Origin of the sequence: Blautia sp. OM07-19 (assembly GCF_003481595.1) — a bacterium.
GTDB lineage: Bacteria > Bacillota > Clostridia > Lachnospirales > Lachnospiraceae > Blautia_A > Blautia_A intestinihominis.
In genome coordinates this window covers 58,716-83,763 of the sequence record NZ_QULA01000009.1, presented here as the reverse complement: position 1 = coordinate 83,763, position 25,048 = coordinate 58,716, and the positions used below count along the sequence as shown (strand labels likewise).

General features: G+C 47.7%; 20 protein-coding genes, 1 tRNA gene and 1 riboswitch. Of the genes, 14 read left to right on the top strand and 7 right to left on the bottom strand.

The window, feature by feature from the left end; genetic code table 11:
* The first annotated feature begins 19 nt into the window (after positions 1-19).
* The 3 genes from guaB (at position 20) to DXC01_RS08635 (ending at position 3,737) form a co-directional block, all read left to right on the top strand.
* Positions 20-1,474, top strand: a complete 1,455-nt coding sequence (guaB, locus tag DXC01_RS08645) for an IMP dehydrogenase (RefSeq protein ID WP_022214413.1) — start codon at positions 20-22, stop codon at positions 1,472-1,474.
* Between the two features lie 203 nt (positions 1,475-1,677).
* Positions 1,678-1,757, top strand: a riboswitch (ZMP/ZTP riboswitch).
* Positions 1,758-1,818: 61 nt separating this feature from the next.
* Complete coding sequence (locus DXC01_RS08640) at positions 1,819-2,532, top strand: IMP cyclohydrolase (protein ID WP_118698714.1); 714 nt, start codon at positions 1,819-1,821, stop codon at positions 2,530-2,532.
* 20 nt (positions 2,533-2,552) lie between these two features.
* A complete protein-coding gene (locus DXC01_RS08635; protein ID WP_118252880.1) occupies positions 2,553-3,737 on the top strand; it encodes a phosphoribosylaminoimidazolecarboxamide formyltransferase in 1,185 nt (394 codons plus the stop codon).
* Positions 3,738-3,895: 158 nt separating this feature from the next.
* On the opposite strand, the gene DXC01_RS08630 is transcribed toward DXC01_RS08635, so the two are convergent.
* Positions 3,896-3,968: transfer RNA gene (locus DXC01_RS08630), tRNA-Gly, on the bottom strand.
* A gap of 240 nt (positions 3,969-4,208) precedes the next feature.
* On the opposite strand from DXC01_RS08630, the gene DXC01_RS08625 reads away from it, so the two are divergent.
* Complete coding sequence (locus DXC01_RS08625) at positions 4,209-5,279, top strand: 3D domain-containing protein (RefSeq protein ID WP_243111581.1); 1,071 nt, start codon at positions 4,209-4,211, stop codon at positions 5,277-5,279.
* A gap of 74 nt (positions 5,280-5,353) precedes the next feature.
* Here the strand turns inward: DXC01_RS08625 and DXC01_RS08620 are convergent, their stop codons facing one another.
* On the bottom strand, positions 5,354-6,538 hold the full coding sequence (locus DXC01_RS08620; RefSeq protein ID WP_118252879.1) for an iron-containing alcohol dehydrogenase: 1,185 nt from the start codon (positions 6,536-6,538) through the stop codon (positions 5,354-5,356).
* A 191-nt stretch (positions 6,539-6,729) separates the two neighbouring features.
* Here DXC01_RS08620 and DXC01_RS08615 point away from each other — a divergent pair, with 191 nt between their 5' ends.
* From DXC01_RS08615 to ade, 6 genes are all read left to right on the top strand, one after another.
* Positions 6,730-7,632, top strand: coding sequence for an NAD(P)/FAD-dependent oxidoreductase (locus DXC01_RS08615; RefSeq protein ID WP_118698713.1), 903 nt, complete (start codon positions 6,730-6,732; stop codon positions 7,630-7,632).
* A 52-nt stretch (positions 7,633-7,684) separates the two neighbouring features.
* Positions 7,685-7,987, top strand: a complete 303-nt coding sequence (trxA, locus tag DXC01_RS08610; protein ID WP_118252877.1) for a thioredoxin — start codon at positions 7,685-7,687, stop codon at positions 7,985-7,987.
* A 24-nt stretch (positions 7,988-8,011) separates the two neighbouring features.
* A complete protein-coding gene (locus DXC01_RS08605; protein ID WP_118698712.1) occupies positions 8,012-9,676 on the top strand; it encodes a B12-binding domain-containing radical SAM protein in 1,665 nt (554 codons plus the stop codon).
* A 145-nt stretch (positions 9,677-9,821) separates the two neighbouring features.
* On the top strand, positions 9,822-10,448 hold the full coding sequence (locus tag DXC01_RS08600; protein WP_118698711.1) for an AIR synthase-related protein: 627 nt from the start codon (positions 9,822-9,824) through the stop codon (positions 10,446-10,448).
* The gene (trmL, locus tag DXC01_RS08595) at positions 10,436-10,936 is read left to right on the top strand and encodes a tRNA (uridine(34)/cytosine(34)/5-carboxymethylaminomethyluridine(34)-2'-O)-methyltransferase TrmL (protein ID WP_118698710.1); all 501 of its coding nucleotides are present in this window, start codon (positions 10,436-10,438) and stop codon (positions 10,934-10,936) included. The genes DXC01_RS08600 and trmL overlap by 13 nt, the downstream gene beginning before the upstream one ends.
* Before the next feature lie 54 nt (positions 10,937-10,990).
* A complete protein-coding gene (gene ade / locus DXC01_RS08590; protein ID WP_022215230.1) occupies positions 10,991-12,718 on the top strand; it encodes an adenine deaminase in 1,728 nt (575 codons plus the stop codon).
* Between the two features lie 42 nt (positions 12,719-12,760).
* Here ade and DXC01_RS08585 read toward each other — a convergent pair whose 3' ends face one another.
* From DXC01_RS08585 to DXC01_RS08575, 3 genes are read right to left on the bottom strand one after another with little or no spacing between them, the layout of a single operon-like run.
* Positions 12,761-14,170 carry a sensor histidine kinase gene (locus DXC01_RS08585; protein WP_118698709.1) on the bottom strand — a complete coding sequence of 470 codons (1,410 nt, stop codon included), beginning with the start codon at positions 14,168-14,170 and terminating at the stop codon, positions 12,761-12,763.
* On the bottom strand, positions 14,167-14,868 hold the full coding sequence (locus DXC01_RS08580) for a response regulator transcription factor (RefSeq protein ID WP_022215228.1): 702 nt from the start codon (positions 14,866-14,868) through the stop codon (positions 14,167-14,169). Before DXC01_RS08580 ends, DXC01_RS08585 begins: the two co-directional genes overlap by 4 nt.
* A gap of 15 nt (positions 14,869-14,883) precedes the next feature.
* Positions 14,884-17,265, bottom strand: coding sequence for an endonuclease MutS2 (locus DXC01_RS08575; RefSeq protein WP_118698708.1), 2,382 nt, complete (start codon positions 17,263-17,265; stop codon positions 14,884-14,886).
* 229 nt (positions 17,266-17,494) lie between these two features.
* Here DXC01_RS08575 and DXC01_RS08570 point away from each other — a divergent pair, with 229 nt between their 5' ends.
* Genes DXC01_RS08570 through DXC01_RS08555 form a run of 4 tightly spaced genes read left to right on the top strand, consistent with a single transcriptional unit; the run spans position 17,495 to position 21,629 of the window.
* A complete protein-coding gene (locus DXC01_RS08570) occupies positions 17,495-18,751 on the top strand; it encodes a S1C family serine protease (protein ID WP_118698707.1) in 1,257 nt (418 codons plus the stop codon).
* Positions 18,752-18,766: 15 nt separating this feature from the next.
* Positions 18,767-19,714, top strand: a complete 948-nt coding sequence (locus DXC01_RS08565) for a 3'-5' exoribonuclease YhaM family protein (RefSeq protein ID WP_118252870.1) — start codon at positions 18,767-18,769, stop codon at positions 19,712-19,714.
* A gap of 4 nt (positions 19,715-19,718) precedes the next feature.
* Positions 19,719-21,359: a 23S rRNA (uracil(1939)-C(5))-methyltransferase RlmD gene (gene rlmD / locus DXC01_RS08560; RefSeq protein ID WP_118698706.1), complete on the top strand. Its 1,641-nt coding sequence runs from the start codon at positions 19,719-19,721 to the stop codon at positions 21,357-21,359.
* A gap of 24 nt (positions 21,360-21,383) precedes the next feature.
* Entirely contained in the window at positions 21,384-21,629 is a 246-nt protein-coding gene (locus tag DXC01_RS08555; RefSeq protein WP_006858255.1) for a DUF6061 family protein, read from the top strand.
* 51 nt (positions 21,630-21,680) lie between these two features.
* Here DXC01_RS08555 and DXC01_RS08550 read toward each other — a convergent pair whose 3' ends face one another.
* Positions 21,681-24,326, bottom strand: a complete 2,646-nt coding sequence (locus DXC01_RS08550; RefSeq protein ID WP_118698705.1) for an ABC transporter permease — start codon at positions 24,324-24,326, stop codon at positions 21,681-21,683.
* 15 nt (positions 24,327-24,341) lie between these two features.
* Entirely contained in the window at positions 24,342-25,013 is a 672-nt protein-coding gene (locus DXC01_RS08545) for an ABC transporter ATP-binding protein (RefSeq protein ID WP_006858253.1), read from the bottom strand.
* Positions 25,014-25,048: the final 35 nt, after the last annotated feature.

Sequence of the window (25,048 nt, the reverse complement as noted above, 5' to 3'; positions counted from 1 at the left end):
ATACAAGGGAGGAAATGCAATGGGTACTATCATTGGTGAAGGAATTACATTTGACGACGTTCTTTTAGTTCCGGCTTATTCAAAAGTAATTCCGAATCAGGTAGATGTCGCAACGTATTTAACAAAGAAGATTAAACTGAACATTCCTATGATGAGCGCAGGAATGGACACAGTTACTGAGCACAGGATGGCGATCGCCATGGCGAGACAGGGCGGTATCGGTATTATTCACAAGAATATGACTATCGAAGCACAGGCAGACGAAGTAGACAAGGTAAAACGTTCTGAGAACGGTGTTATCACAGATCCATTCTTTTTATCCGCTGACAATACCCTTGAAGATGCGAACAACCTGATGGCGAAATTCCGTATCTCCGGTGTTCCGATCACAGAGGGAAGAAAACTGGTCGGTATCATTACCAACCGTGACCTCAAATTCGAAACAGACTTTTCCAAGAAGATCGGAGAGTGCATGACATCCGAGGGACTGATCACAGCCAAGGAAGGAATCACTCTTGAAGAGGCAAAGAAGATCCTTGCCAAATCCCGCAAAGAAAAATTACCCATTGTAGATGACGACTTTAACTTAAAAGGTCTGATCACGATCAAGGATATCGAGAAACAGATCAAATATCCACTTGCAGCCAAGGACGCACAGGGACGTCTGCTCTGCGGTGCAGCCGTTGGTATCACAGCTAACGTTCTTGCACGTGTAGATGCACTTGTTAAGGCAAATGTAGACGTTATCGTTGTAGACTCCGCACATGGACATTCCGAGAATATCCTCCGTGCAGTACGCCAGATCAAGGATGCATATCCGGATCTTCAGGTGATCGCAGGAAACGTTGCCACAGGAGCAGCTACCAAGGCTCTGATCGATGCCGGTGTAGATGCTGTCAAAGTTGGTATCGGACCTGGTTCCATCTGTACGACACGTGTCGTTGCAGGTATCGGTGTTCCACAGATCACAGCTGTTATGGACTGCTATGAAGTAGCTAACCGCTATGGTATCCCGATCATCGCAGATGGCGGAATCAAATACTCCGGAGATATCACCAAGGCGATCGCAGCAGGAGCCAATGTCTGCATGATGGGAAGCATCTTTGCAGGATGCGACGAGAGCCCGGGAACTTTCGAACTGTACCAGGGACGTAAATACAAAGTATACCGTGGTATGGGATCTATCGCAGCCATGGAGAACGGCAGCAAGGACCGCTACTTCCAGCAGGATGCGAAGAAACTCGTTCCGGAAGGTGTAGAAGGACGTGTAGCATACAAGGGACATGTTGAGGACACTGTATTCCAGCTTATGGGCGGTCTTCGTTCCGGTATGGGATATTGTGGAGCAGAAACCATTGAGAAGCTTAAGACAACCGGAAAATTCATCAAGATCTCCGCTGCATCCCTCAAAGAATCTCATCCGCACGACATCCACATCACCAAGGAAGCTCCGAACTACAGCGTGGATGAATAATTGTTTTGATTTTTATTCTTGCGAAACTAAATAAAGTAGTATATTATGTAATTGTTCGCAGGTAGTATCCCGCGAGGTGTTTTGCCATGAATATGGCAAAATCCCGAGACATACAGGGCAAAATGCTATCACCGTAGGTGATTTGGAAGGCATTTTGACCAAGTTACTGTGAACGAAGTGAACAGTAACATATTATGATATTATAACGACTGCATGACTGGCGGAAGTAGGATCACCTACAGGGAGTGCAGTAAGTAACGTGCCGACCGCCTGGGCAGCCTGTGTAAGCAACAGACTACCCAGGCGGTTTTTGTATCTTATTACAACACTAAAGGAGACGAATCATGGAAAGAATTTCACTGGAAAATGAACTGAAAAGCAACTCTTATCCGGGAAGAGGAATCATCATTGGACGTTCCGCAGACGGAACCAAAGCAGTAACAGCTTATTTTATCATGGGAAGAAGTGAAAACAGCAGGAATCGAGTATTTGTCGAGGATGGAGAGGGAATCCGCACACAGGCATTTGATCCATCCAAACTGACAGATCCGAGCCTGATCATTTATGCTCCGGTACGTGTACTGGGAAATAAGACAATTGTGACAAACGGCGATCAGACAGACACGATCTATGAAGGAATGGACAAACAGCTCACCTTCGAACAGTCCTTAAGATCCCGCGAATTTGAGCCGGACGGACCGAACTATACACCAAGGATCTCCGGTGTCATGCACATCGAAAACGGCGAATACAGTTACGCAATGTCAATCCTCAAGAGCAACAACGGAAATCCGGATGCCTGCCTCCGTTACACTTACGCATACGAAAAAGCAATTCCAGGTGAGGGACGTTTCATCCACACTTACAAATGCGACGGAAATCCGCTCCCAAGCTTTGAAGGAGAACCGAAACTCGTAGATATTCCGGACGATATGGAAGCATTCACAGAACTTCTCTGGAACAGCCTGAACGAAGACAACAAAGTTTCCCTGTTTGTACGTTACATCGACATCGCAACAGGAAACTATGAGACAAAGATCGTAAACAAAAACAAGTAAGATACGGAGGATGAGATAAGATGAACGAATTACAGTTAAAATACGGATGCAACCCGAACCAGAAACCTTCCAGGATCTACATGGAGGACGGAAGTGAGCTTCCGATCAAAGTTCATTCAGGAAGACCTGGATATATCAACTTCCTCGATGCATTCAATGGCTGGCAGCTTGTACGAGACCTCAAGAAAGCAACAGGACTTCCGGCAGCAACTTCTTTCAAGCATGTTTCTCCTGCAGGTGCAGCAGTCGGACTTCCGCTGACAGAAACACTTGCAAAGATCTACTGGGTAGACGATATGAACTGGAAAGAATTTTCCCCGCTTGCCTGCGCTTATGCAAGAGCGAGAGGCGCAGACCGTATGTCTTCTTTCGGTGATTTTATTTCTCTTTCTGATGTCTGCGACAAAGACACAGCAATGCTGATCAAGAGAGAAGTTTCCGATGGCGTGATCGCACCGGGTTACACAGAGGAAGCCCTTGAGATCCTCAAACAGAAGAAAAAAGGCAATTACAACGTGATCGAGATCGATCCGGATTATGTACCGGCTCCGCTGGAACACAAGCAGGTATATGGCGTGACTTTCGAACAGGGACGTCAGGAACTTGCAATCGACGACGAGCTGATCTCCAACATCGTAACCGAGAGTAAAGAACTTACAGAAGAAGCAAAGCGCGACCTCAAAGTTTCTCTGATCATCCTGAAATATACACAGTCCAATTCCGTATGTTTTGTCAAGGACGGACAGGCGATTGGTGTCGGCGCAGGACAGCAGTCCCGTGTACACTGCACCAGACTTGCAGGACAGAAGGCAGATAACTGGTTCCTCCGTCAGAGCCCGCAGGTTCTTTCTCTTCCGTTCAAAGATACCATCAGCAGGGCAGAGCGCGACAATGCGATCGATGTTTATATCGGCGACGAATACATGGATGTTCTGGCAGACGGAGCATGGGAGAACGTATTCACAGAGAAGCCGGCAGTCTTCACAAAAGAAGAGAAGCGTGCATGGCTCGATCAGCTTACCGATGTAACGCTCGGATCTGATGCATTCTTCCCGTTCAGTGATAACATCGAACGCGCACATAAGAGCGGCGTGAAATTTATCGCACAGCCAGGTGGCTCTGTGAGAGATGACGCAGTGATCGAAACCTGTAACAAATATGGAATGACAATGGCGTTCACAGGAATCCGTCTGTTCCACCACTAAGAATAAAGAACAGGTCTGAAATATAAATTTCAGATACAGCAGAGGAAACTTTGGTTCGGGAAATCCCATCAAAGTTTCCTCTGCTTTTTGTATAGATAATATCTGACAGATAAAGAATTACAGACAAAAAAAACCAGGACTAAATCCTGATTCTTAAGAGCGATAGACGGGGCTCGAACCCGCGGTCTCGACCTTGGCAAGGTCGCGCGTTACCAACTACGCCACTATCGCATGTGTTCTGTTTGGAAGTTTTATTTGTTTTCCTCAGCGACAAGACATACTATACCAGATGAATTTGTATTTGTCAAATGTTTTTTTGAAAAAAATTAAAAAAATTTCAAAAATATTTTCCGGCATAAAAAACGGTGAAAATTTTGTGTAAATTTTGAAATCACGAAGTTCATGTGCTACAATACACACAGAATCGCCGGGAGACTGGCGAAGGTAAATCAGAAAGAGGTGACAAGATCTGTGAATAAGAGAACGACGGCTTTTTTACTGGGGAGTGTATTGTTGTGTCATGCATCTCTGGTTTATGGCGAAGTTCCAGATTATAATACTGTAGTAGAGGATACACAGAAAGAAAATAAGGCTGTGCAGATGTTTGAAACAGATGACGGCAAGGGAAATACGGTTCAGGTGGCAGCACATCAGGAGACACTCTATGTGACAGCCAGAAAGACAGGAATCTATACGATGCCTTCTGACAGCAGTGCAGAGCTTGCAGCGGTATCGCTCGGAGATCAGGTGGAACAGACTGCGATCTGCGACAATGGCTGGAGCAAGGTGGAAGCTGAGGCTGACGGAGAGAAAGTCATAGGTTACATACAGACACAGGCACTTAACAGCGAGAATCAGATCGTATCGATGGATGCGGAGGAGGTTGAAGTAACGTCCGACAGCAGTATTCTGGATTATCCGGGAAAGAAGGACGGAGAGGTTGTCGGAGAAGTCCTGGAACTGGACGAGGTGAAGCGGACAGGAACTGTCAACAATGTCTGGAGCAGGATCGAATACCAGAATGCGGACGGCACAGAGCAGGAAGGCTATATCCCGACAAGCTGTCTGAATGTCTCAGATGGTCAGGAGAGTACAGAAGCTTCCATAGATACGAAGAAAGATGCAGGCACTCTTCACAAAAGCAGTGGAAAAGGAGTCTTTTCGGATGCGCTGGAAACAGATGAGAGTGTTACTGAACAGAATGGCGTTCAGATCGGAAAGGCAGTAGCAGCCTCATCAGATGCCAAGCTCAAAGACCTTGGTGTGTTCAAGATCACACATTACTGTCCGTGCAGCATCTGCTGCGGGCCATATGCCAACGGAATCACTTCAACAGGTGTGACAGCGACGACAAACCATACGATCGCTGTAGATCCGTCTCAGATTCCTTACGGAAGCAAGGTCGTGATCAATGGACAGGTTTATGTGGCAGAGGACTGCGGCGGCGCGATCAAGACAAACTGCATTGACATTTATGTGGCAACACATGCAGAGGGAGAGGCAAAGGGCGTTTACTACACCGACGTTTATCTCATTCAGTAAATAAATATTCTGGAACAAAAAGATCTCCGGCAGAACCGATTTACGGAATCCTGCCGGAGATTTTTTATAAAAAGTTATCTTGCCATGGTATAGATCTTTTCCATGTCTTTCATATTGAGCTGCTTGAACACGCCGATCGTGCGGGTATCTTCATAACTGCACTTAAAAGCGAGTTCATGGATCTGCTGATCATCAAGGTCAAGTCCAAGTTCATGCAGGCTGACAGGCATCTTGATCGAACGGAAAAAGTCCTCCATTGCCTCGATTCCTGCCAGGGCGGTCTTTTCGAAATCAAGACCGCACGGGATATCGAATACGTTGGTCGCAAACTGTGCGAAACGCTCCGGATTTACATCGTATACATATCTTGCCCAGCTTCCCCAGATCGCTGCAAGACCGGCACCGTGAGTGACATCATAGAGTCCGCCAAGCTCGTGCTCAAGCTGGTGACATGCCCAGTCGCCACCGCCGGTTCCACATCCGGTCAGACCATTGTGAGAGAGGCTTCCTGCCCACATGATCTCTGCGCGGGCTGTGTAGTTGTCAGGTTCCCTCATAAGAATACGTGCGTTGTAGATGACAGTCTGCATCAGAGATTCACTGATGCTGTCTGTGATCTCCATAGTCTCGATATTGACGAAATAACGCTCCATGGTGTGCATGAGGATATCCACACAGCCGCTCTCCGTCTGATACTGCGGAAGGCTGTAGGTAAGCTTCGGGTTCATCAGGGCAAATTTCGGACGGCAGAGATCGCATTTGGCAGCACCTCGTTTCAGCCAGCCATCCTCATTGGTGATGACAGAGGAATTGCTCATCTCACTTCCGGAAGCTGCAATGGTAGGGATGACGCCGATCGGAAGACAGGCAGTCGGAACTTCTGTCTTGAGATAAAAATTCCAGACATCTGTCCATGGATTTGCAACGCCGTACCCGATCGCCTTGGCAGAGTCAATAACACTTCCACCGCCGACAGCGAGAATGAAATCTACGTTTTCTTTCTTACAGAGCTCGATACCTTCACGTACTTTGGAAAGACGCGGGTTCGGGACAACGCCGCCCAGGGTAACGAAATCAATGCCGGCATCAGTAAGACATCCGGAAACTTCGTCGATCAGCCCGGAAGCGACGGCACTCTTGCCTCCGTAATGGATCAGAACTTTGTGACAGTTCTCTTTCTTCAGAATATCACCGATCTGCAAATGAGAATCTTTACCAAAAATAACCTTTGTAGGGGCAAAATATTCAAAACTGCGCATAATAGTTACTCCTTATATACATTTAAAATAAATGACAAATTTAGAAACAACATAAATATAACATAATTGTAAAGAGAAATACACAAAAAAATTTTGGATTTTTCAATGCCCTGTCAGGAATGAAGCGAAAACATTCTGGACATTTCTTCTCTGGTGTAATATTATAAAATAACAAAAAGGCAGGTGATAAAATGGAAAATATAGTGATCATCGGTGCAGGTCCCGCCGGTATCTCAGCCGCTCTGTATGCTACAAGGGGAAACATGAATCCGCTTGTCATCAACAACGGCATCGGAGCACTGGAAAAGGCGGAGAAGATCGAGAATTATTATGGACTGGAACAGCCGCTTTCCGGTAAGGAACTCTACGAGAGAGGGATATCTCAGGCGGAAGCCCTGGGAGTGCGTATCCTGGATGCAGAGGTCCTTGGGATCAGTGGTTTTGATACATTTACTGTCAAGACGACAGCAGGTGATTTTGACACAGTCAGCGTGATCCTGGCGACAGGAGGGAAGCGCAGTGCCCCGAAGATTCCGGGACTTAAGGAATTTGAAGGAAGAGGTGTCAGCTACTGCGCGGTCTGTGATGCATTTTTTTACAGAGGAAAGGAAGTTGCCGTTGTCGGAAACGGTGAGTTCGCCCTTCATGAAGCAGAGGAACTTCGGAATGTCACGCAGGATGTGACCATCTATACGGATGGGAAGGAACCGGAATTTTCCAGAGAACATCCGATCGCAGTCAATACGATGAAGATCCAGGCGATCGAAGGCGATGACAAGGTTTCCGGACTTCTGATGCAGAGTGATACAGCTGCACAGGATGCGGAAGCACCAGAGAACTCTTTTTATCCTGCGGACGGTGTCTTTGTGGCACTCGGTACGGCAGGAAGCACAGAGATTGCCAGACAGATGGGAGCAGAGATCACCGATAAGGGAAATATCAAAACCGACGAAGAGATGGCGACAACGATTCCGGGACTTTTTGCCGCAGGAGACTGCACAGGCGGACTTCTCCAGGTTTCCAAGGCCGTTTACGAAGGCAGTATGGCAGCCATCAGCGCCGGCAAATATGTCCGGCACAAAAAGGTATCATAAATAAAAATCAAGAAACACTAATCGTGGATCGAAATATCAAGGAGGAAGCATTATGGCAAAAACAATTACAGCAGAGAATTTTGAGCAGGAAGTTCTTAAGTCAGAGAAACCGGTATTACTGGATTTCTGGGCAACATGGTGTGGACCGTGCATGCGTCAGGGACCGATCGTTGAGGAACTGGCAGAGGAAGGATACTGTGTAGGCAAGATCGATGTTGACCAGCAGCCTGGTCTCGCACAGCAGTTCCGTATCATGAGCATCCCGACACTTCTGATCTTTAAGGATGGCAAGGAAGCAGAGCGTCTGGTTGGCCTGACTCCAAAAGCTGCGATCAAGGAACTTCTGGACAAATAAGGTCCGGGAAGGTTTATAAGATTTATGAAAATATTACTGGCAGCATGTAATGCGAAATATATTCATTCAAATCTTGCAGTATACGATCTCAGGGCATATGCATCCGCTTATCAGGAGCATATTCTCCTGGGAGAATATACGATCAATCAGACAAAAGACGAGATTTTGAAGGATATTTATTTAAGTGGAGCAGATGTAGTCTGCTTTTCCTGCTATATATGGAACATTTCTTTTGTCAGAGATCTGCTTGAGGATCTTCACAAGATCCTTCCAGATGTAAAATTCTGGACGGGAGGTCCGGAGGTTTCTTTCGATGCGGAAGCTTTTCTTCGGAGGACTCCGCAGGTGACCGGTGTCATGGTCGGTGAGGGCGAAAAGACGTTCCTCGAGCTTGTGCGTTATTATGTGGACGGTGTGGGAACTTTATCTGAGATTCCAGGGATTGCTTATCGTGAAGGCGAGGAGATCCATCACAATGGATGGAGAGAACTTACGGATCTAAGTGAGATTCCTTTTGTATATGAACATCTGGAGGACTTTGAGAACAAGATTATTTATTATGAGAGCAGCAGGGGATGTCCTTTTTCCTGCAGTTACTGTCTTTCTTCTATTGATAAGAAGCTCAGGTTCCGTGATCTTGACCTGGTCAAGAAAGAATTACAGTTTTTCCTGGATCACAGGGTGCCGCAGGTCAAGTTTGTGGACCGTACGTTTAACTGTAAGCACGAGCACGCAATGACGATCTGGAAATATATCCTAGAGCATGACAATGGGATCACGAATTTTCATTTTGAAGTTTCGGCAGACCTTCTTCGGGACGAAGAAATGCAGCTTATGAGCAGGATGCGTCCCGGACTTATCCAGCTTGAGATCGGTGTACAGTCCACAAATCCGGACACCATTCATGCGATCCACAGACATATGGATCTTGACAAATTGGAGAGATGTGTTGCGAAGGTGCACAGCTTTGGAAACATCCACCAGCACCTGGATCTGATCGCAGGACTTCCGTATGAGGATTATGATACTTTCCACCGTTCTTTTAATGATGTGTACAGGATGAAACCGGATCAGCTCCAGCTTGGTTTCCTCAAGGTGCTCAAGGGTTCCCTGATGGAAAAAGAAGCAGAGAAATACGGGATCATGCATAAAGAAAAAGAACCATACGAAGTGCTTTCTACTAACTGGCTGTCCTATAAGGAAGTCCTGAGACTTAAGATGGTAGAGAGTATGGTGGAAGTTTATTACAACAGCGGACAGTTTCAGAACACACTGGAATATCTGGTGCCGCAGTTTGCGGATGCGTTTACCTTTTATGAGAAGCTGGGAGCTTTTTATGAGAAAAAAGGCTACAGCGAGATCTCACATTCAAGGATGCGCCGTTATGAGATCCTGCTGGAATTTCTCCGTGAGGAAACAGATCTCGATGCGGATGTGGCAGCACAGCATATGCTCTATGATCTGTACTTAAGAGAAAAACTTAAGAAACGTCCTTCGTTTGCAGCAGATCAGAAACCGTATGAAAGTGCTGTATGGACTTACCGTAAGAAACATAAGATTTCAAAAACAGCACACATAGAAGCTTTCCCGGATGGGACAACAATTCTGTTCGATTATGAAAACAGAAATCCACTGTCCAATAATGCACACACAGAAACGATAGAGCTGGATTTGGACAACATAGAATGAGGTGATAAAAATGGGAATGTTTGATCCGAAAAAAAGAAAAATATTTGCTGCTGTGATCGCAGTCATTCTTGTCCTTGCAATGGTAGTTCCAAGTGTTCTCTCCATTCTTTTATAAGAGGTATAAGATGAAACGGAGGATGAACATATGAAACTGGGGCAGCAGGCAATGGAGGCACTTAAAAGTCAAATCGACGGTGCACTTGAGATCGGAGATGATCTGGTTGTTGCGGGCGTGATCGCAATTGAGGGAACACAGATCCTGATCGAGAAGGAGAAAGAAAAGCTTCTTGAATATTTTTCAGATGGATTTCTCTGGAATACCGTCCGTACACTGGAGAAGTGCAGAGTACCGGAGATGCTTTCTGAGCCTTTTAAGGATGAGATCCATGCCAGATATGATCTGGGAACAGGCGGTGTTTTGAGCGGTCTGTGGAAGATGACAGAGGCTTCCGGAACAGGACTTCGTGCAGACCTTCGTGCGATCCCGGTCCGCCAGGAAACAATAGAGATCTGTGAGAGACTGGATGTAAATCTGTACAAATTACTGTCAGATGGTGCTGTCCTTCTGGGGTGTACAGATGGGGCGAAAGTTGTACAGGAATGTCTTCATCAGCAGATCCCGGCGGCAGTGATCGGCAAGGCTGTTGAGGGGAATGACCGGCTTCTGTACAGCGGCGGGCTGATCCGCTATCTGGAACGTCCTTCTCAGGATGAACTGACCAGATTTTCCTGGGGAGAGAAATGGAGAAAAGATAAGAAATGGCAAGACTGAATATCGTACTGCATGAGCCGGAGATACCGGCAAACACAGGAAACATTGGCAGAACCTGCGTGGCGACAGGGACAAGGCTTCACCTGATCGAGCCGCTGGGGTTCAGCCTGAGTGAAAAAGCAATCAAACGTGCCGGGATGGACTACTGGAAGGATCTGGATGTGACTACCTATCTGGATTACGAAGAATTCCTTCAGAAAAATCCCGGAGCGAAGATCTACTACGCAACAACCAAAGGACTTCAGACCTATACAGATGTTAAATTTGAGGACGACTGTTACATCATGTTTGGCAAAGAAAGTGCCGGAATCCCGGAGGAGATCCTTATGAAACATAAGGAAAACTGTATCCGCATTCCAATGATCAATGACATTCGGTCACTGAATCTGAGCAATTCAGTGGCAATCGTTCTGTATGAGGCACTGCGTCAGAACAACTTTGACCACATGCAGCTCCAGGGAGAACTGCATGATCATAAATGGAAATAAATTCCCGCTAAAACTAAATAAAGCTGCACTGCTGATCGAAAAGGAGGGATCTGCATGGAACTGGAAAGATATCGTATCTACTCAGAAATTGCGCGTGGAATCCGCAAACCGTTTCTCGTTTTCAAAAATGCAAATGTGTTTATGGCTCACTCCGGTGAGTTCTGTAAGGGAGATGTGGCAGTCGAGGACGGCATTGTTATCGGTGTCGGAGAGTATGAAGGAGAGACAGAAATCGACCTGGATGGGAAATATCTCTGTCCGGGATTTATTGACAGCCACCTTCATCTGGAATCGACACTGGTAACTCCGGGAGAACTGATCCGTCAGGCTGCACAGTGCGGCACGACTACTTTCATTGTGGATCCTCATGAATCCGCAAATGTCTCAGGAACTGACGGAATCGACTATATCCTGGAACAGACGGAAGAGGTTCCGGCAAATGTCTATGTGATGATGCCTTCCTGCGTTCCGGCGACACATGTCGATGACAATGGATGCACCCTTACAGCAGGAAAGATGAAAGCCTATCTGAACAATCCGAGGATCCTGGGACTGGGCGAGGTTATGGATGCACCGTCTGTTGTAAACGGAAGTGTATCCATGCATGAGAAACTGTCCGTTTTTAAGGACAGAGTCCGTGACGGACATGCACCATTTCTGCCGCCGGGAGATCTGGCTGCATATGCACTGGCAGGCATTTCCACAGACCATGAATGTGTGACTTATGAGTATGCCATGGAAGAGTGCAGAAATGGAATGCAGGTGCTGATCCGTGAGGGAAGTGCCGCCAAGAACCTGGAAGCGATCGTTAAGGGAATCGTAGAGCATCACACCGATACCTCAGGATTTTGCTTTTGCACCGATGACAAGCACATCGAAGAGATCCGAAAAGAAGGACACATCAATTTCAATGTCAGAAAGGCAGTTCAGCTTGGGCTGAGACCGGAACAGGCACTCAAGATGGCAACAATACAGGCAGCGAAATGCTATGGACTGCATCATCTTGGTGCGATCGCACCGGGATATCAGGCAGATTTTGTTGTGCTGGATAACTTAAGTGATATGAATGTCTTGGAAGTGTACCATAGGGGCAAAAAGATCATCAAGGATGAAAAAGTTGAGATCCGCCCATGTGATCCTCAGCTCAAAAATACAGTACATCTTCTGGGATTCAGGGAATCTGATCTCTGCCTTCCGTGGAGAGAAGGAAAGGTACATATCCTTAAGATGCTGGAAGGACAGATCGTAACAGAAGATGTCCAGGAGGAAGTTGGCTATACAGAAGAAAAGGGCCGGAAAGTATTTAAACCGGATGGAACCTATCAGAAGATCGCAGCAGTCGAACGTCACAAAAACACCGGCAAGATCGGCGTGGGAATTGTCAAAGGATTCGGGCTTCGCGGTGGTGCGATCGCATCGAGCGTGTCCCACGATTCACACAATCTGATCGTGATCGGCGACAATGATCATGACATGTATCTGGCAGTTCAGGAACTTCTCCGCACGCAGGGCGGCTATACCCTGGTTGAAAACGGACAGGTATTCGACACTCTGCCGCTCCCGATCATGGGACTTATGAGTGATGCCGGATATGAGAAGGTAAATGAGAAGCTAGCACGCATGATACCAAAGGCACATGAGATGGGAATCCCGGAGGGCTTTGACCCGTTTATTACTCTGTCATTTATGGCACTTCCGGTCATTCCGGAGATCAGGATCACGCCAAGAGGTGTATATCTGACCCAGGAAGACCGTATGATCCAGAGCCCATTTGACCGTTGAACCAAAGATTTACAAGATAACAAAAAGGCAAGGTAGAGAAATCTACTTTGCCTTTTCGAGCGTAAAGATAAATTCTGTTCCGACGCCCTCGGTGCTGATCACATTGATGTGCTGCCCGTGAGCGGAAATGATCTCTTTGACGATCGCCAGTCCGAGACCGGTGCCTTTCTGGTCTTTGCCGCGGGAGCGGTCGATCTTATAGAAACGTTCCCAGATCTTGTTGATGCTGGATTTCGGGATCCCGATGCCATGGTCCTTGACGGAAACAAAGATCTTGTCGTTTTTCTCCGTCGTTTCGATCGTGATCGTGGAATGATCCGGGCTGAACTTGATCGCGTTGCTGAGAAGATTATACAGTACCTGCTGGATCTGTTCGATGTCTGCACGGGCATAGAGTTCCTTGCCTGATAAGACCAGTTCCAGAAGGATCTGCCGCGTCGTGCAGGTACCCTCAAAAGAAGCAGCAGTGCTTTTGATGACCTGGTTGATATCGAACGACTGGATGTTGAGCATACGCTTCTGGATGTCCAGTTCGTTGAGTGTCAGAAGTCCGCGGGTAAGTTTTTCCAGACGCTCTGCCTCGTAGGAGATGATCTTGAGGTATTTTTCCTGCATCTCAACCGGGATGGTGCCGTCGATCATAGCCTCCACATAACCTTTGATCGAAGTCAGAGGAGAGCGGAAATCATGCGAGATGTTTGAAATAAACTGACGCTGATATTCGCCGTTCCGGTTGAGCTTGTCTGCCATGTAGTTTAAGTTTTTGGCAAGGTAGCCGAGTTCATTTTCGGAGTCGACCGGGATCTGATAGGACAGATTTCCGTTTGCAAATTCGGAGGCTCCCTTTGTGATCTCATGGAGCGGTTTCCGTACATGGAAACTATAAAAGATAAACAATACAGCGACCAGCAGATAAGTGACCACAAACAGAAGCTGGATGATCCAGAGCAGGCTGCTGCGGCTCTGGTACAGGTCACTCATCAGATAGTGGATCGCCACATAACCGCGGGTGTTGAGGTTTTCTGTGATCGGTGCGATCGTGCTCAGCCGCGTTTCTGAAAAATATCCATAAAAGTCCCCGATCTGATAATAGTTGCTGCCCCAGGAGGCCGGATTAAATCCCTCCAGATCAATGGGATTGTCCGGTGAAATATCCTTGCGTGTGCTTAAGATGATCTGTCCGTTACTGTTGATGATCCAGATGATCGTATCCGGATAGTTGGTTGCCAGAGACAGATTGCTGCGGATAGATTCCATGTTGGCAGAAGTGATGTTATGACTGACAAGATCACTTTCTGCGATACGATGGGCTGTCTGGTATATGTCCGAAGTAATGGACTTTTCGAGTCTTGCCTCGAGCATATGGGAGCCTGCAAAGGTTACCAGGAAAAATCCCAGAATGCCAAGCAGGATATAGGCAACAAGAAACATGGAGGTCAGTCGTTTTTTCATTTGTTTTTGACCTCAAACTTGTATCCTATGCCCCAGACAGTTGCGAGGCTCCACTGCGGGTGGTCTTTGATCTTCTCACGAAGACGCTTGATATGAACGTCAACGGTACGGGTATCGCCGATGTATTCATAGCCCCAGATATGGTCGAGAAGCTGCTCTCTGGTAAACACCTGGTTCGGGGATGCTGCGAGGAAATAGAGAAGTTCCAGTTCCTTCGGCGGCATATCGACATGATTTCCCATATAAGTGACAGAATAGTTGGTTAGATTGATCATGAGATCCGGGTAGCTGACACATTTTTCTGACGGGTTTGCCGCTGGCTGTTTGACCTTGAAACGGCGCAGGACTGCGCGAACGCGGGCAACGAGCTCCTTTGTGTCAAATGGTTTGATGATGTAGTCATCTGCACCGAGCTCCAGACCGAGTACCTTATCGAAGGTTTCTCCTTTGGCAGAGAGCATGATGATCGGCACATCAGAAGTATGGCGGATTTCCCGGCAGACCTGATAGCCGTCGATACCTGGCAGCATCAGGTCAAGAAGAATCAGATCCGGCTGGAAGACAGAGAACTCCTTAAGAGCCTGTTCTCCGTCATTTACAATTCTGGTTTCAAAACATTCTTTTGTAAGATATAAAGAAATCAGTTCTGCAATATTGTTGTCATCATCTACGATTAAGATTTTCTGTTTTGTTACCATAGTATTCGCCTTTCCCTATTTCTTGAATTCTACGATCGTTACGCCGGCATCACCTTCGCCGAATTCACCGAGACGGTAGGATTCAACATGTTTCTGGCGTTTGAGATAGTTGTGGACACCTTTTCGCAAGGCACCGGTTCCCTTGCCGTGGACGATGCGGACCGTCTTGAGATGAGCAAGATAAGCATCGTCCAGATATTTGTCGAGTTCTGCGACAGCCTCATCTACAGTTTTGCCGAGAAGATTGATCTCAGTGGAAACGCTGGCAGATTTGGACATACGAATCTTGCCTGCTCCTGTACGGGAGAAGGAAGAGGTGGTGATCACCGGTTCGTCGATCAGTTCCAGGTCGGAAATATGGACTTTGGAACGGATGATGCCCATCTGGACGAACAGATAACCCTTGGAATCCGGGCGGGTGCTGATTGTGCCTTTAAGGTTCATGCTGAGTACCCGTACGGTATCGCCAGGACGTACATCCTTGGCGGTGAGTTCTTTCTTTGGTTTCTTTTTGGTGACAGGCTGTGCCATTTTCTGTTCGGTCTTGTTGAGACGCTTGCGAAGCTGCTGGCGTTCACGCTCAACTGCGGCAGTATCCACGTAATCATTATGGAATTTATGGAAAAGCTTCATCGTCTGATCGGCATAATCCTTGGCTTCCTGGAGAACCTTGTGAGCTTCTTCGTTGGCCTGGCGGATGATGCGGTCTTTCTGTACATCCAGTTTTTCCTGTTTGGATTCAAGCTGTTTCTTAAGGTCTTCGATCTCGAGTTTGTACTGTGCGATCTCAGTGCGCTCGTTCTCGATCGTGATACGGCTTTCTTCGAGAGAAGTCAGCACATCCTCAAAAGATTCATCCTGCTCGTTGATCTGTTCTCTGGCTTTCTCGATGATGGATGCCGGAACACCGAGCTTGGAAGAAATCGCAAATGCATTACTCTTACCCGGGATACCGATCAGAAGACGATAAGTCGGGCTCAGGGTTTCTACATCGAATTCACAGCTTGCATTCTCGACACCGGAGGAAGAGAGCGCAAATACTTTGAGCTCACTGTAATGAGTGGTAGCCATGGTGCGGATCCCTCTGTCATGAAGGTAGGAGAGGATGGAGATCGCAAGTGCGGCACCCTCTGTCGGGTCCGTTCCGGAACAGAGCTCATCAAACAGAACGAGGGAATGCTGATCTGCTTTTTCGAGGAAGGAAACGATATTTGTCATATGGGAGGAGAAAGTACTTAAGGACTGCTCAATACTCTGTTCATCTCCGATATCTGCGTATACCTCATGAAAAAGAGCCAGTTCACTGCGGTCCAGAGTCGGGATATGAAGCCCGGACTGTCCCATCAGGGTAAGAAGCCCGACTGTCTTGAGGGATACGGTCTTACCGCCGGTGTTTGGACCGGTGATGACAAGAAGATCAAAGGTATCGCCGAGACGGATATCGATCGGGACAACTTTTTTCTTGTTGATCAGCGGGTGGCGGGCTTTCTTGAGGTTGATGCGTCCTTCGTCGTTAAAGATCGGTTCACTTGCATTCATCTCCATGGCAAGAGCAGCTCTTGCAAAAATAAAGTCAAGCTGTACCATGATCTCAAGATTGAGGGAGATAGCCTCACGTTCTGCTGCGATTTGTACGCTGAGGTCAGCGAGGATGACTTCAATCTCCTTCTGTTCCTGAAGCTCAAGTTCACGCATGTCGTTGTTCAGTTTTACAACAGACATTGGTTCGATAAAAAGTGTGGAACCGGTGGAAGACTGGTCGTGGATCATACCAGGCACCTGTCCCTTATATTCAGCTTTGACAGGGACACAGTATCTGCCGTTTCTCATGGTGATGACAGCATCCTGAAGGTAAGTCCTTGCACCGCCGTTTACCAGTCCGGAAAGCTGAGAGTGGATCCGGTCATTGGTCACTTTCATGCTGCGTCTGATCTGGCGCAGGTTCGGGCTTGCATCGTCACTGATCTCATCTTCGGAAAGGATACAGCGGCGGATCTCCGTAGAGAGCGGTGTGAGAGGGGAAAGTCCCTCAAACATATGGTCAAGAGAATCCTCCGGTGTATCAGCACGGTCCCGGCGGGAGTAGGCTTTGACACGGGAAGTATTCTCAAGAAGGTTACAGACGGCCAGGATCTCCAGGATACCAAGAGAACTTCCGATCTCAAGACGTTTCAGAGAGCCACGGATGTCCTTGACATTTCCAAAGGAGATGCCGCCCTTCTGAAAAAGGCGTGTCAGTGCATCGCGTGTCTGTACCTGCATGGTACGGATTACTTCAAGGTCAGTGGATGGCTCCAGAGTTCGGCAGAGATGCTTGCCCATACCGGAAGATGCCTTTTCGGTAAGTTTCTCTATGATTTTGGGATATTCCAGTGCATTTAATGCTTTTTGATTCATAATAGTTCCTCGTTATTTATAATAATTCTTTTATTCCTTTCTATTCTACATGATTTCCACTGGAATGAAAAGACAAATGTTCGATTTGTTATGAATGGGGCAGTAAAAATAAGGCATTATGACGGAAAAACATGATAAAAATTAGACGGATTTTATTCATAAAAAATTCATAACTTCCTGCTAAAATAAACACGAATTGTCAGGTTTGAATTATAGGAGAAAAAGCTATATGCGGAATGATAAGAAAGCATCTTCGGAGAATTATTCTTTTATAAAAGAGACGATCAAAGAGCAGCCGACGGACAGGAAACGACTGGCGGGGAAATTTCTGACGGCAGCAGTCTGCGGTGTGATCTTTGGCGCCTGTGCAGCGGGTACGATGGCACTGATCGTTCCGAAGGCACTGGAGAGATTTGGAACTGCCCCGGATCAGAAAGCAGTTGTCACTCTGACACCATCTGTAAAGGCAGAGCAGGTAACGCCGACACCGGAAGCAACAGAGCAGGAGAAAACATCGGCTTCCACCGCCTGGCAGAACGACCTGTCAGATGGGATGAGCCAGATCGCGGAGGAACCGCGCAGGGCACTTGTGCGGATATCGGCAGCAGGAGAGGATTCTGACCTTCTGGATGATTCCTTTCTGGAATACGGAGATGAGGAGGGATTTGTTTTTCTCAAAAATTCCGAAGCTTTTTATATATTGACAGTTTCAGACCAGATGCAGGAAGCAGATAAATTTACGGTCACATTTTCGGATGGAACCGTGACCGATGGGATTCTGTGCAAGAAGGATCTCAGGACAGGATTTTTTGTGATAAAGGTCCCTTTTACGTCTGTGGATGAGGAGACGCAGGAGAAAATCCCGGCAGCGCCGCTGGTGACAGCAGATGATATGAAGCAGACAGAGTCCGTTATTGCGATCGGCAGTCCGTCAGGTGATTATGATTCTCTTATGGGAGGAACGATAACGTCTGTGACAGGTACACTTAAGGTTGCTGATGAGGAGTATGGAATGCTCACGACAGATATGGTCGGCAGTGAGGAAGGCGGAGGGATTTTATTAAACTCTTCCGGTGAAGTTGCAGGAATCATCTGGAATCAGGAAGAAGACCGTACCAATGTGATCCGTGCGGTGGAGACAGCACAGCTTCGGCCGCTTCTTGAGAGCATGGCAAATGGAGAAGATATCTGTTACATAGGGATCATGGGAGCGACGATCTCATCCTACCAGTCTGAGAATCTGGATGTTCCGCGGGGCGTTTATGTGGATGCAGTGGATGAGGATTCTCCGGCAATGACAGCAGGGATCCAGAACGGAGACATCCTGCATGCCTTGGACGGGCAGGAAGTACAGTCGATGGAAGAATATGCGTCTGTACTCCAGGGGCTGAATAAGGGAACACGCACGACAGTCAATGTATACCGCAAGAATCCATTCGGCGAATACGAAGATGTACAACTGAAAGTTACAATAAAGGAAAAATAGAAAGGCAAGAGTATCATGCGTTTTATAAACGAATTACACGAAGGAGACAGACTCAACGGGATCTATCTCTGTAAACAGAAACAGGCAGCAACAACAAAGAACGGCAAACCATACGAAAACGTGATTCTTCAGGACAAGACAGGCATGCTGGACGGCAAAATCTGGGACCCGAATTCACTTGGGATCGATGATTTTGACGCACTGGATTATATTGAAGTTGTCGGAGATGTGACAACTTTTGCAGGTGCCATGCAGTTAAATATCAAGAGAGTCCGCAAGGCACATGAAGGAGAATACAACCCGGCAGATTATCTTCCAGTCAGCGAGAACAGCACAGACGATATGTACGGACAGATCATTGGCATGATCAAGAGCGTGAAGAACGAATACCTGTCCGCACTTCTGAATAAACTTTTTGTAGAAGACAAGGAATTCCTGAAATCTTTCCAGGAGCATTCCGCGGCAAAGACCGTGCATCATGGTTTTATCGGAGGACTGATGGAGCACACCTTAAGCGTTACAAAGCTCTGTGACTATATGGCAAATGCTTATCCGCTTCTCAAGAGAGACCTTCTGATCACAGCATCGCTGCTTCATGATGTCGGCAAGACAAAGGAACTTTCTTCCTTCCCGATGAATGATTATACAGATGAAGGACAGCTTCTGGGACATATCATCATCGGTGCCCAGATGGTGCATGATCTGGCAAAAGAGATTCCGGATTTCCCGGAAACACTGGAAAATCAGCTGGTACACTGCATCCTGGCACATCACGGCGAACTGGAATACGGTTCTCCGAAGAAACCGGCACTTGCAGAGGCAGTAGCACTGAATCTCGCAGACAACACAGATGCCCGCATGGAGACTCTGACAGAGATCTTTGCAGCGGACAAAGGCAAGAAAGAATGGCTTGGATACAACAGGCTTTTTGAATCAAATCTGAGAAGAACAGGAGACGTATGATTCCATGGAATATCGTAAAAATGACATTGTTACGTTAGAAATCGTGGACTGCGGAACAGACGGTGAAGGCATTGGAAAAGCTGATGGCTTCACTGTTTTTGTAAAGGACGCAGTGATTGGAGATATTGTTACAGCCAAGATCATGAAGGCAAAAAAGAACTACGGATACGGACGTCTGATGGAGATCCTGAAACCATCTCCATACCGCGTAGAGTCGGTGTGTCCGTCAGCCCGTCAGTGTGGCGGATGCCAGCTTCAGGCGGTATCTTATGAAGAACAGAAAGTTTTTAAAGAAAAGAAACTCCGCGGTCATCTGGAGCGGATCGGTGGATTCCGCGACCTTCCGATGGAGCCAATGATCGGTATGGACGAGCCTTATCATTATCGAAACAAGGCACAGTTCCCGGTTGGACGGAACAAAGAAGGCAGGATCATCACCGGATTTTATGCAGGACGCACCCATGCGATCATCGAGAACCGTGACTGTGCGCTGGGAATCCCGCAGAACAAGGAAATCCTGGATATTGTGATCGCGCATATGGAGAAGTATGGTATCGCTCCTTACGATGAGATGACAGGCAAGGGACTAGTGCGTCATATTTTTGTGCGTTATGGATTTTTTACAGGGGAGCTAATGGTCTGTCTGATCATCAATGGACAGGATCTTCCGCATCAGAAAGAACTGATCGAGAAATTGCGTGAGATCCCGGGAATGGCCAGCATTTCCCTGAACATCAACAAGAAACGAAGCAACGTGATCCTTGGAGACAAGGTCAAAACAATCTGGGGACAGGAATATATCACAGATAAGATCGGGGATATTTCTTACGAGATCTCACCGCTTTCTTTCTTCCAGGTAAACCCGAAACAGACCTGGAAACTGTATTCTAAGGCACTGGAATATGCAGACCTTCATGGAGAAGAGACCGTCTGGGATCTGTACTGCGGAATCGGAACGATCTCCCTTTTCCTCGCTCAGCAAGCCAAATTCGTCCGAGGCGTAGAAATCGTCCCGGCAGCGATCGATGATGCAAAACGAAATGCACAGATCAACAATATTGAAAACGTGGAATTCTTCGTCGGAAAAGCAGAAGAAGTCCTGCCGAGAGAATACGAGAAAAACGGTGTCTACGCAGACGTGATCGTAGTCGACCCGCCACGCAAAGGCTGCGATGAAATGCTGCTCAAGACCATCCTCAAGATGCAGCCAAAACGTGTCGTCTACGTAAGCTGCGACAGCGCGACACTCGCGCGGGATCTGAGATTTTTGTGCGATAATGGATATGAGTTGAAGAAAGTATGTGGGGTAGATCAATTCCCTCAGACGGTGCATGTGGAGACGGTTGTCTTGCTTTCCAAGGGCGAGGTCGACTCGAAAAAGATTCGGGTTGAGTTCTCTTTGGAAGATATGGATATGTCCGAATTTCAAGATGGGGCAACCTACACCCAGATTAAGGACTATGTGCTGGAGCATAGCGGGTTAAAGGTATCCAACCTGTATATCTCACAAATTAAGCGAAAATGTGGGATTGGGGTTGGTAAGAACTATAATCTGCCGAAGTCCGAGGATTCCAGACAGCCCCAGTGTCCACCGGAAAAAGAGAAAGCAATCCGAGAAGCATTCAAATATTTTGGGATGATCTAACATCCAGCAAAGTGGAGGTTTCTTATGGATAGGTTGATTTCTTGTGAGTTCAACATGGATAATGCCTGTGTGGAACTGAAATTCTTAGATGGCAGTATGATTGCTATTGATACAATAGCCGTGGAGAATGAGGTTGCTGACAATATGTATCAGCGGTCAGAGCTGGACTATCTAATCTACAATGACCCGATTGGATATGCAGACCTTGTTTTGAACGGAAACCCCGAAATTTATCTAAAAACTGTAACTGAATGTAAACCCTTAGATTAAAACTCAGCCCTCTGCCTTTTCATTGGCAGAGGGCCATTTTTTGCTTAACAGTTATTGAGCATCCCTTAATTGCTCTACAACACTGCATTTTGCTGCGTTGTCATACATCATGCAAGGAATCAGCCACCCCAGCAGAAGAAATACCGGAATTGTCAGCAGGACAGGCAGAATGGTGAATCGATACTCAAAGAACCAGAACATACTGCCCAGCATTTTTCCTGCAAGAGGTCCCACCGCCAGCGACAGAATAAAAGCCACCGCTACGGAGGACATTGCGTAAAACAATCCCTCATAGATCAGCATGGTTTTGAGCTGCCGGTTTGTCATTCCTACAGCCTGAAGCACAGCAAATTCACGGCGGCGGGAAAGAATACCAGTCATCATGGCGTTGAAGAAATTTAAGAGTCCCACCAGTCCGATGATAGCACAGAGGATACCACCTATCAGAAGGAACATCTGCCGGAACTGAGCAAACTCAGAGCGAACCGTGGCCTTGCTTTCATACATCAAGGGGGAAAACTCACCGGCAGTGAGCTTCGATAGATATTGCTCTGCTTCGGTCTCGTCAGCTTCGTCTGCTGTGTCGAACAGGTAGAGCATCGGAATGGCCGCACCACCGCTGTCCCTCTGTGCGGTATCCACAGACAAAACTGTCTCATATCCAATACCACCATAACGATAACTCATGGAATACGGAAGCTCTACCAAGGCGCAGACCGTGTACTCTACATCTCTGGCTCCATACAGTTTTTCCTGAAAGTACTCCTCCGGTGTATCTTCGGTGCGGAGTTCCCCGGTGCGGCTGTCGATATATTTCACATCGTCCGCATAGGTGGCGGTGATCGTGTCTCCCACCTTGGGGTAGTATTCAGGATTGGGCAGATTACCGTAGTCATCTAAGGAAACCGCAATGGCAATAGCGTTATTGTTTGGCTCCAGCATAGGAGAAATATCTCCGTCGAACACTTGCAGCTTGTCAAACAGGCTGTTATCCAGAGCCTCGATTCTGGTATCTCCCATCACCATATCGCCCCGGTGCTCCATGCGGCTCATATGGCTGTCCAACTGCTCAGCACTTTCGTACCTTGCATAGTCCTGCCGCAGAGCATCCTCCGTCATCCAAAGATATACGGGTTTTCGCACAGCATATCCCGTGCCGGAAAGACTGGGCTTTGTGTTTGCTGCGATCTCTTCGATCTGTTCCGGCGTGATGAATTCATCTGCCGGGTTGTAACGGAAATAGTCGGGCGTGCTGACGATAAAATCGGCGCAGGTCGTGAAGGATACATACTTCTCCATGCTGAAGCCGCCCACAAAGGCACACAGCGCATTGAACAGCGTCACCGACAGTGCCAGAGACACCACCACCAGCACCGTCTTTTTTTTGTTTCGTCCCAGATTGGCAAAGGCCATCTGATGGAGCTTCGCTCCCCGGGTGCTGCGCTGTTTTTTCTTGGTCTGCATTGCATCCGTATATTTGGTAGCCTCCACCGGAGAAACCCTGGCTGCCATTTTCCCGGGCTTGGAGCAGGACAAAAGCACCGTCAGCAGGGCAAACAGCACGGAGCCAACAAAGATCACAGGCGAAGTGCTGATGGTGGTAATGCCCACCTCCAACTGGGTGGAGCGCAAGACAACAGGTACCAGAACAGCGCCGATGCCGTAGCCCAGCAGCAGCCCTGCCGGAATGCCGATCAGACAAAGCAGAAGTGCCTGCTGGCGAATGATGCGTTTGAGCTGCCGGGGCGTTGTGCCAATGGTTTTCAGAAGTCCATAAAACCGGATATCCCCCGCAACAGAGATCTGGAAAATGTTATAAATGATAAGATACCCGGTAAAAATCACCAGCAGCAAAAAAGCTGCTATGGCGACCATCAGCTCTGGATCGAGCTGCGACTCCAGCTGGGATGAGGTATATCCCCAGTTGACGCCGATCCGGACGCTGTTGGGATCGGTATAGCTGTCCCATGTGTAGCCCAGATCGGTATCCACCTGCTCCATCTGCCCTTGAATGTTTGTGCTGGAGGCCAGCATGACATTCAAATCGGTGCGGAAAGACTGTAACCCTGTTTTCACTGCCTGCGCTTCGATGTCATCTGCGTAATCACGGCTGATGTTGATGTAATGAACAGGCATTAGTTCATCATAGTCCCAATAGCCCACCAGCGTAAAGGTATCTGTTACAGTAAAGGCGGTTTGATCCTTGTCCGTGATGGAATAGGAAATCGTGACCTCTGCGCCCAGTTCCGGCGTCACGCCAAGCAGCTGCAACGCTGCCGTATCCATGGTCACCTCTTTGCCGCTTTCGGGCATCCGTCCGGTAGTAGGGGTGGCATAGCTCCATTTGGTGCAGTTGGCATCCATGTAGCTGATCTCTGCCGGCGTTTTGGAAAAGACACCATCCGCAGTGATGCCGATCACCTTCCGTGCCCCCGCAGACTTTACCTTCGGGTGGGCGGCGATACGTTCCGCCTGCTCGGGGGAAACATCCTTAAAGGTGCCGTGTGCATAGCCGCCTACCTGCCGAAACTGGTAGGTTTCATAGCTGGCGTTCAACGACAAGACAATGGTGAACATGGACGTAAATAGCAGCGTTGTCAGCGCAATGGCAAAAATGGCGATCAGATTGCGGCGGCGGTTCGCATAAAGAGATTTTAAGCTGAGCTTCCGAATACATTTTCTGTTTTTGACATTCATCGTAGCCACCTCCCGTTAGTTCTGGGAGACGATCCGACCATCTTCGATACGGATAATGCGGTCTGCCATCTGCGCAATTTCTTCGTTGTGAGTGATCATTACGATTGTCTGGGCGAACTTTTGACTGGTGACTTTCAAAAGGCTCAATACATCCTGGCTGGTTTTGGAATCCAGATTGCCGGTGGGTTCATCTGCCAGAATGATAGCGGGTGCTGCCGCCAGCGCACGGGCAATGGCTACTCGCTGCTGTTGACCGCCTGAGAGCTGATTGGGCAGCGCATCCAGACGATCATCCAGCCCAAGTGTCTGTACAATCTGCTGTACGAAATCCTTATTGACCTTGCCACCGTCCAGCTCAATGGGTAGAACAATATTTTCATACACATTCAGCACCGGAACAAGATTATATGCTTGGAATACAAAGCCGATTTTCCTGCGGCGGAAGATGGTCAGCGCTTCCTCCTTCAGGGAGAAAATATCCTGTCCGTCCACCATAACCGTGCCGCTTGTAGGGCGATCCAGCCCGCCCAGCATGTGCAGCAGCGTGGATTTGCCGGAGCCGGATGTGCCGACAATTGCAACAAATTCGCCCTTCTTTACACTTAAATCAACTCCATCCAACGCATGAACTGCGTTATTGCCGGAGCCATAAATCTTTTTCAGGTTTTTTGCCTGTAAAACTTCCATAAATGAGTACCTCCATGAAAAAATCTGTATATATG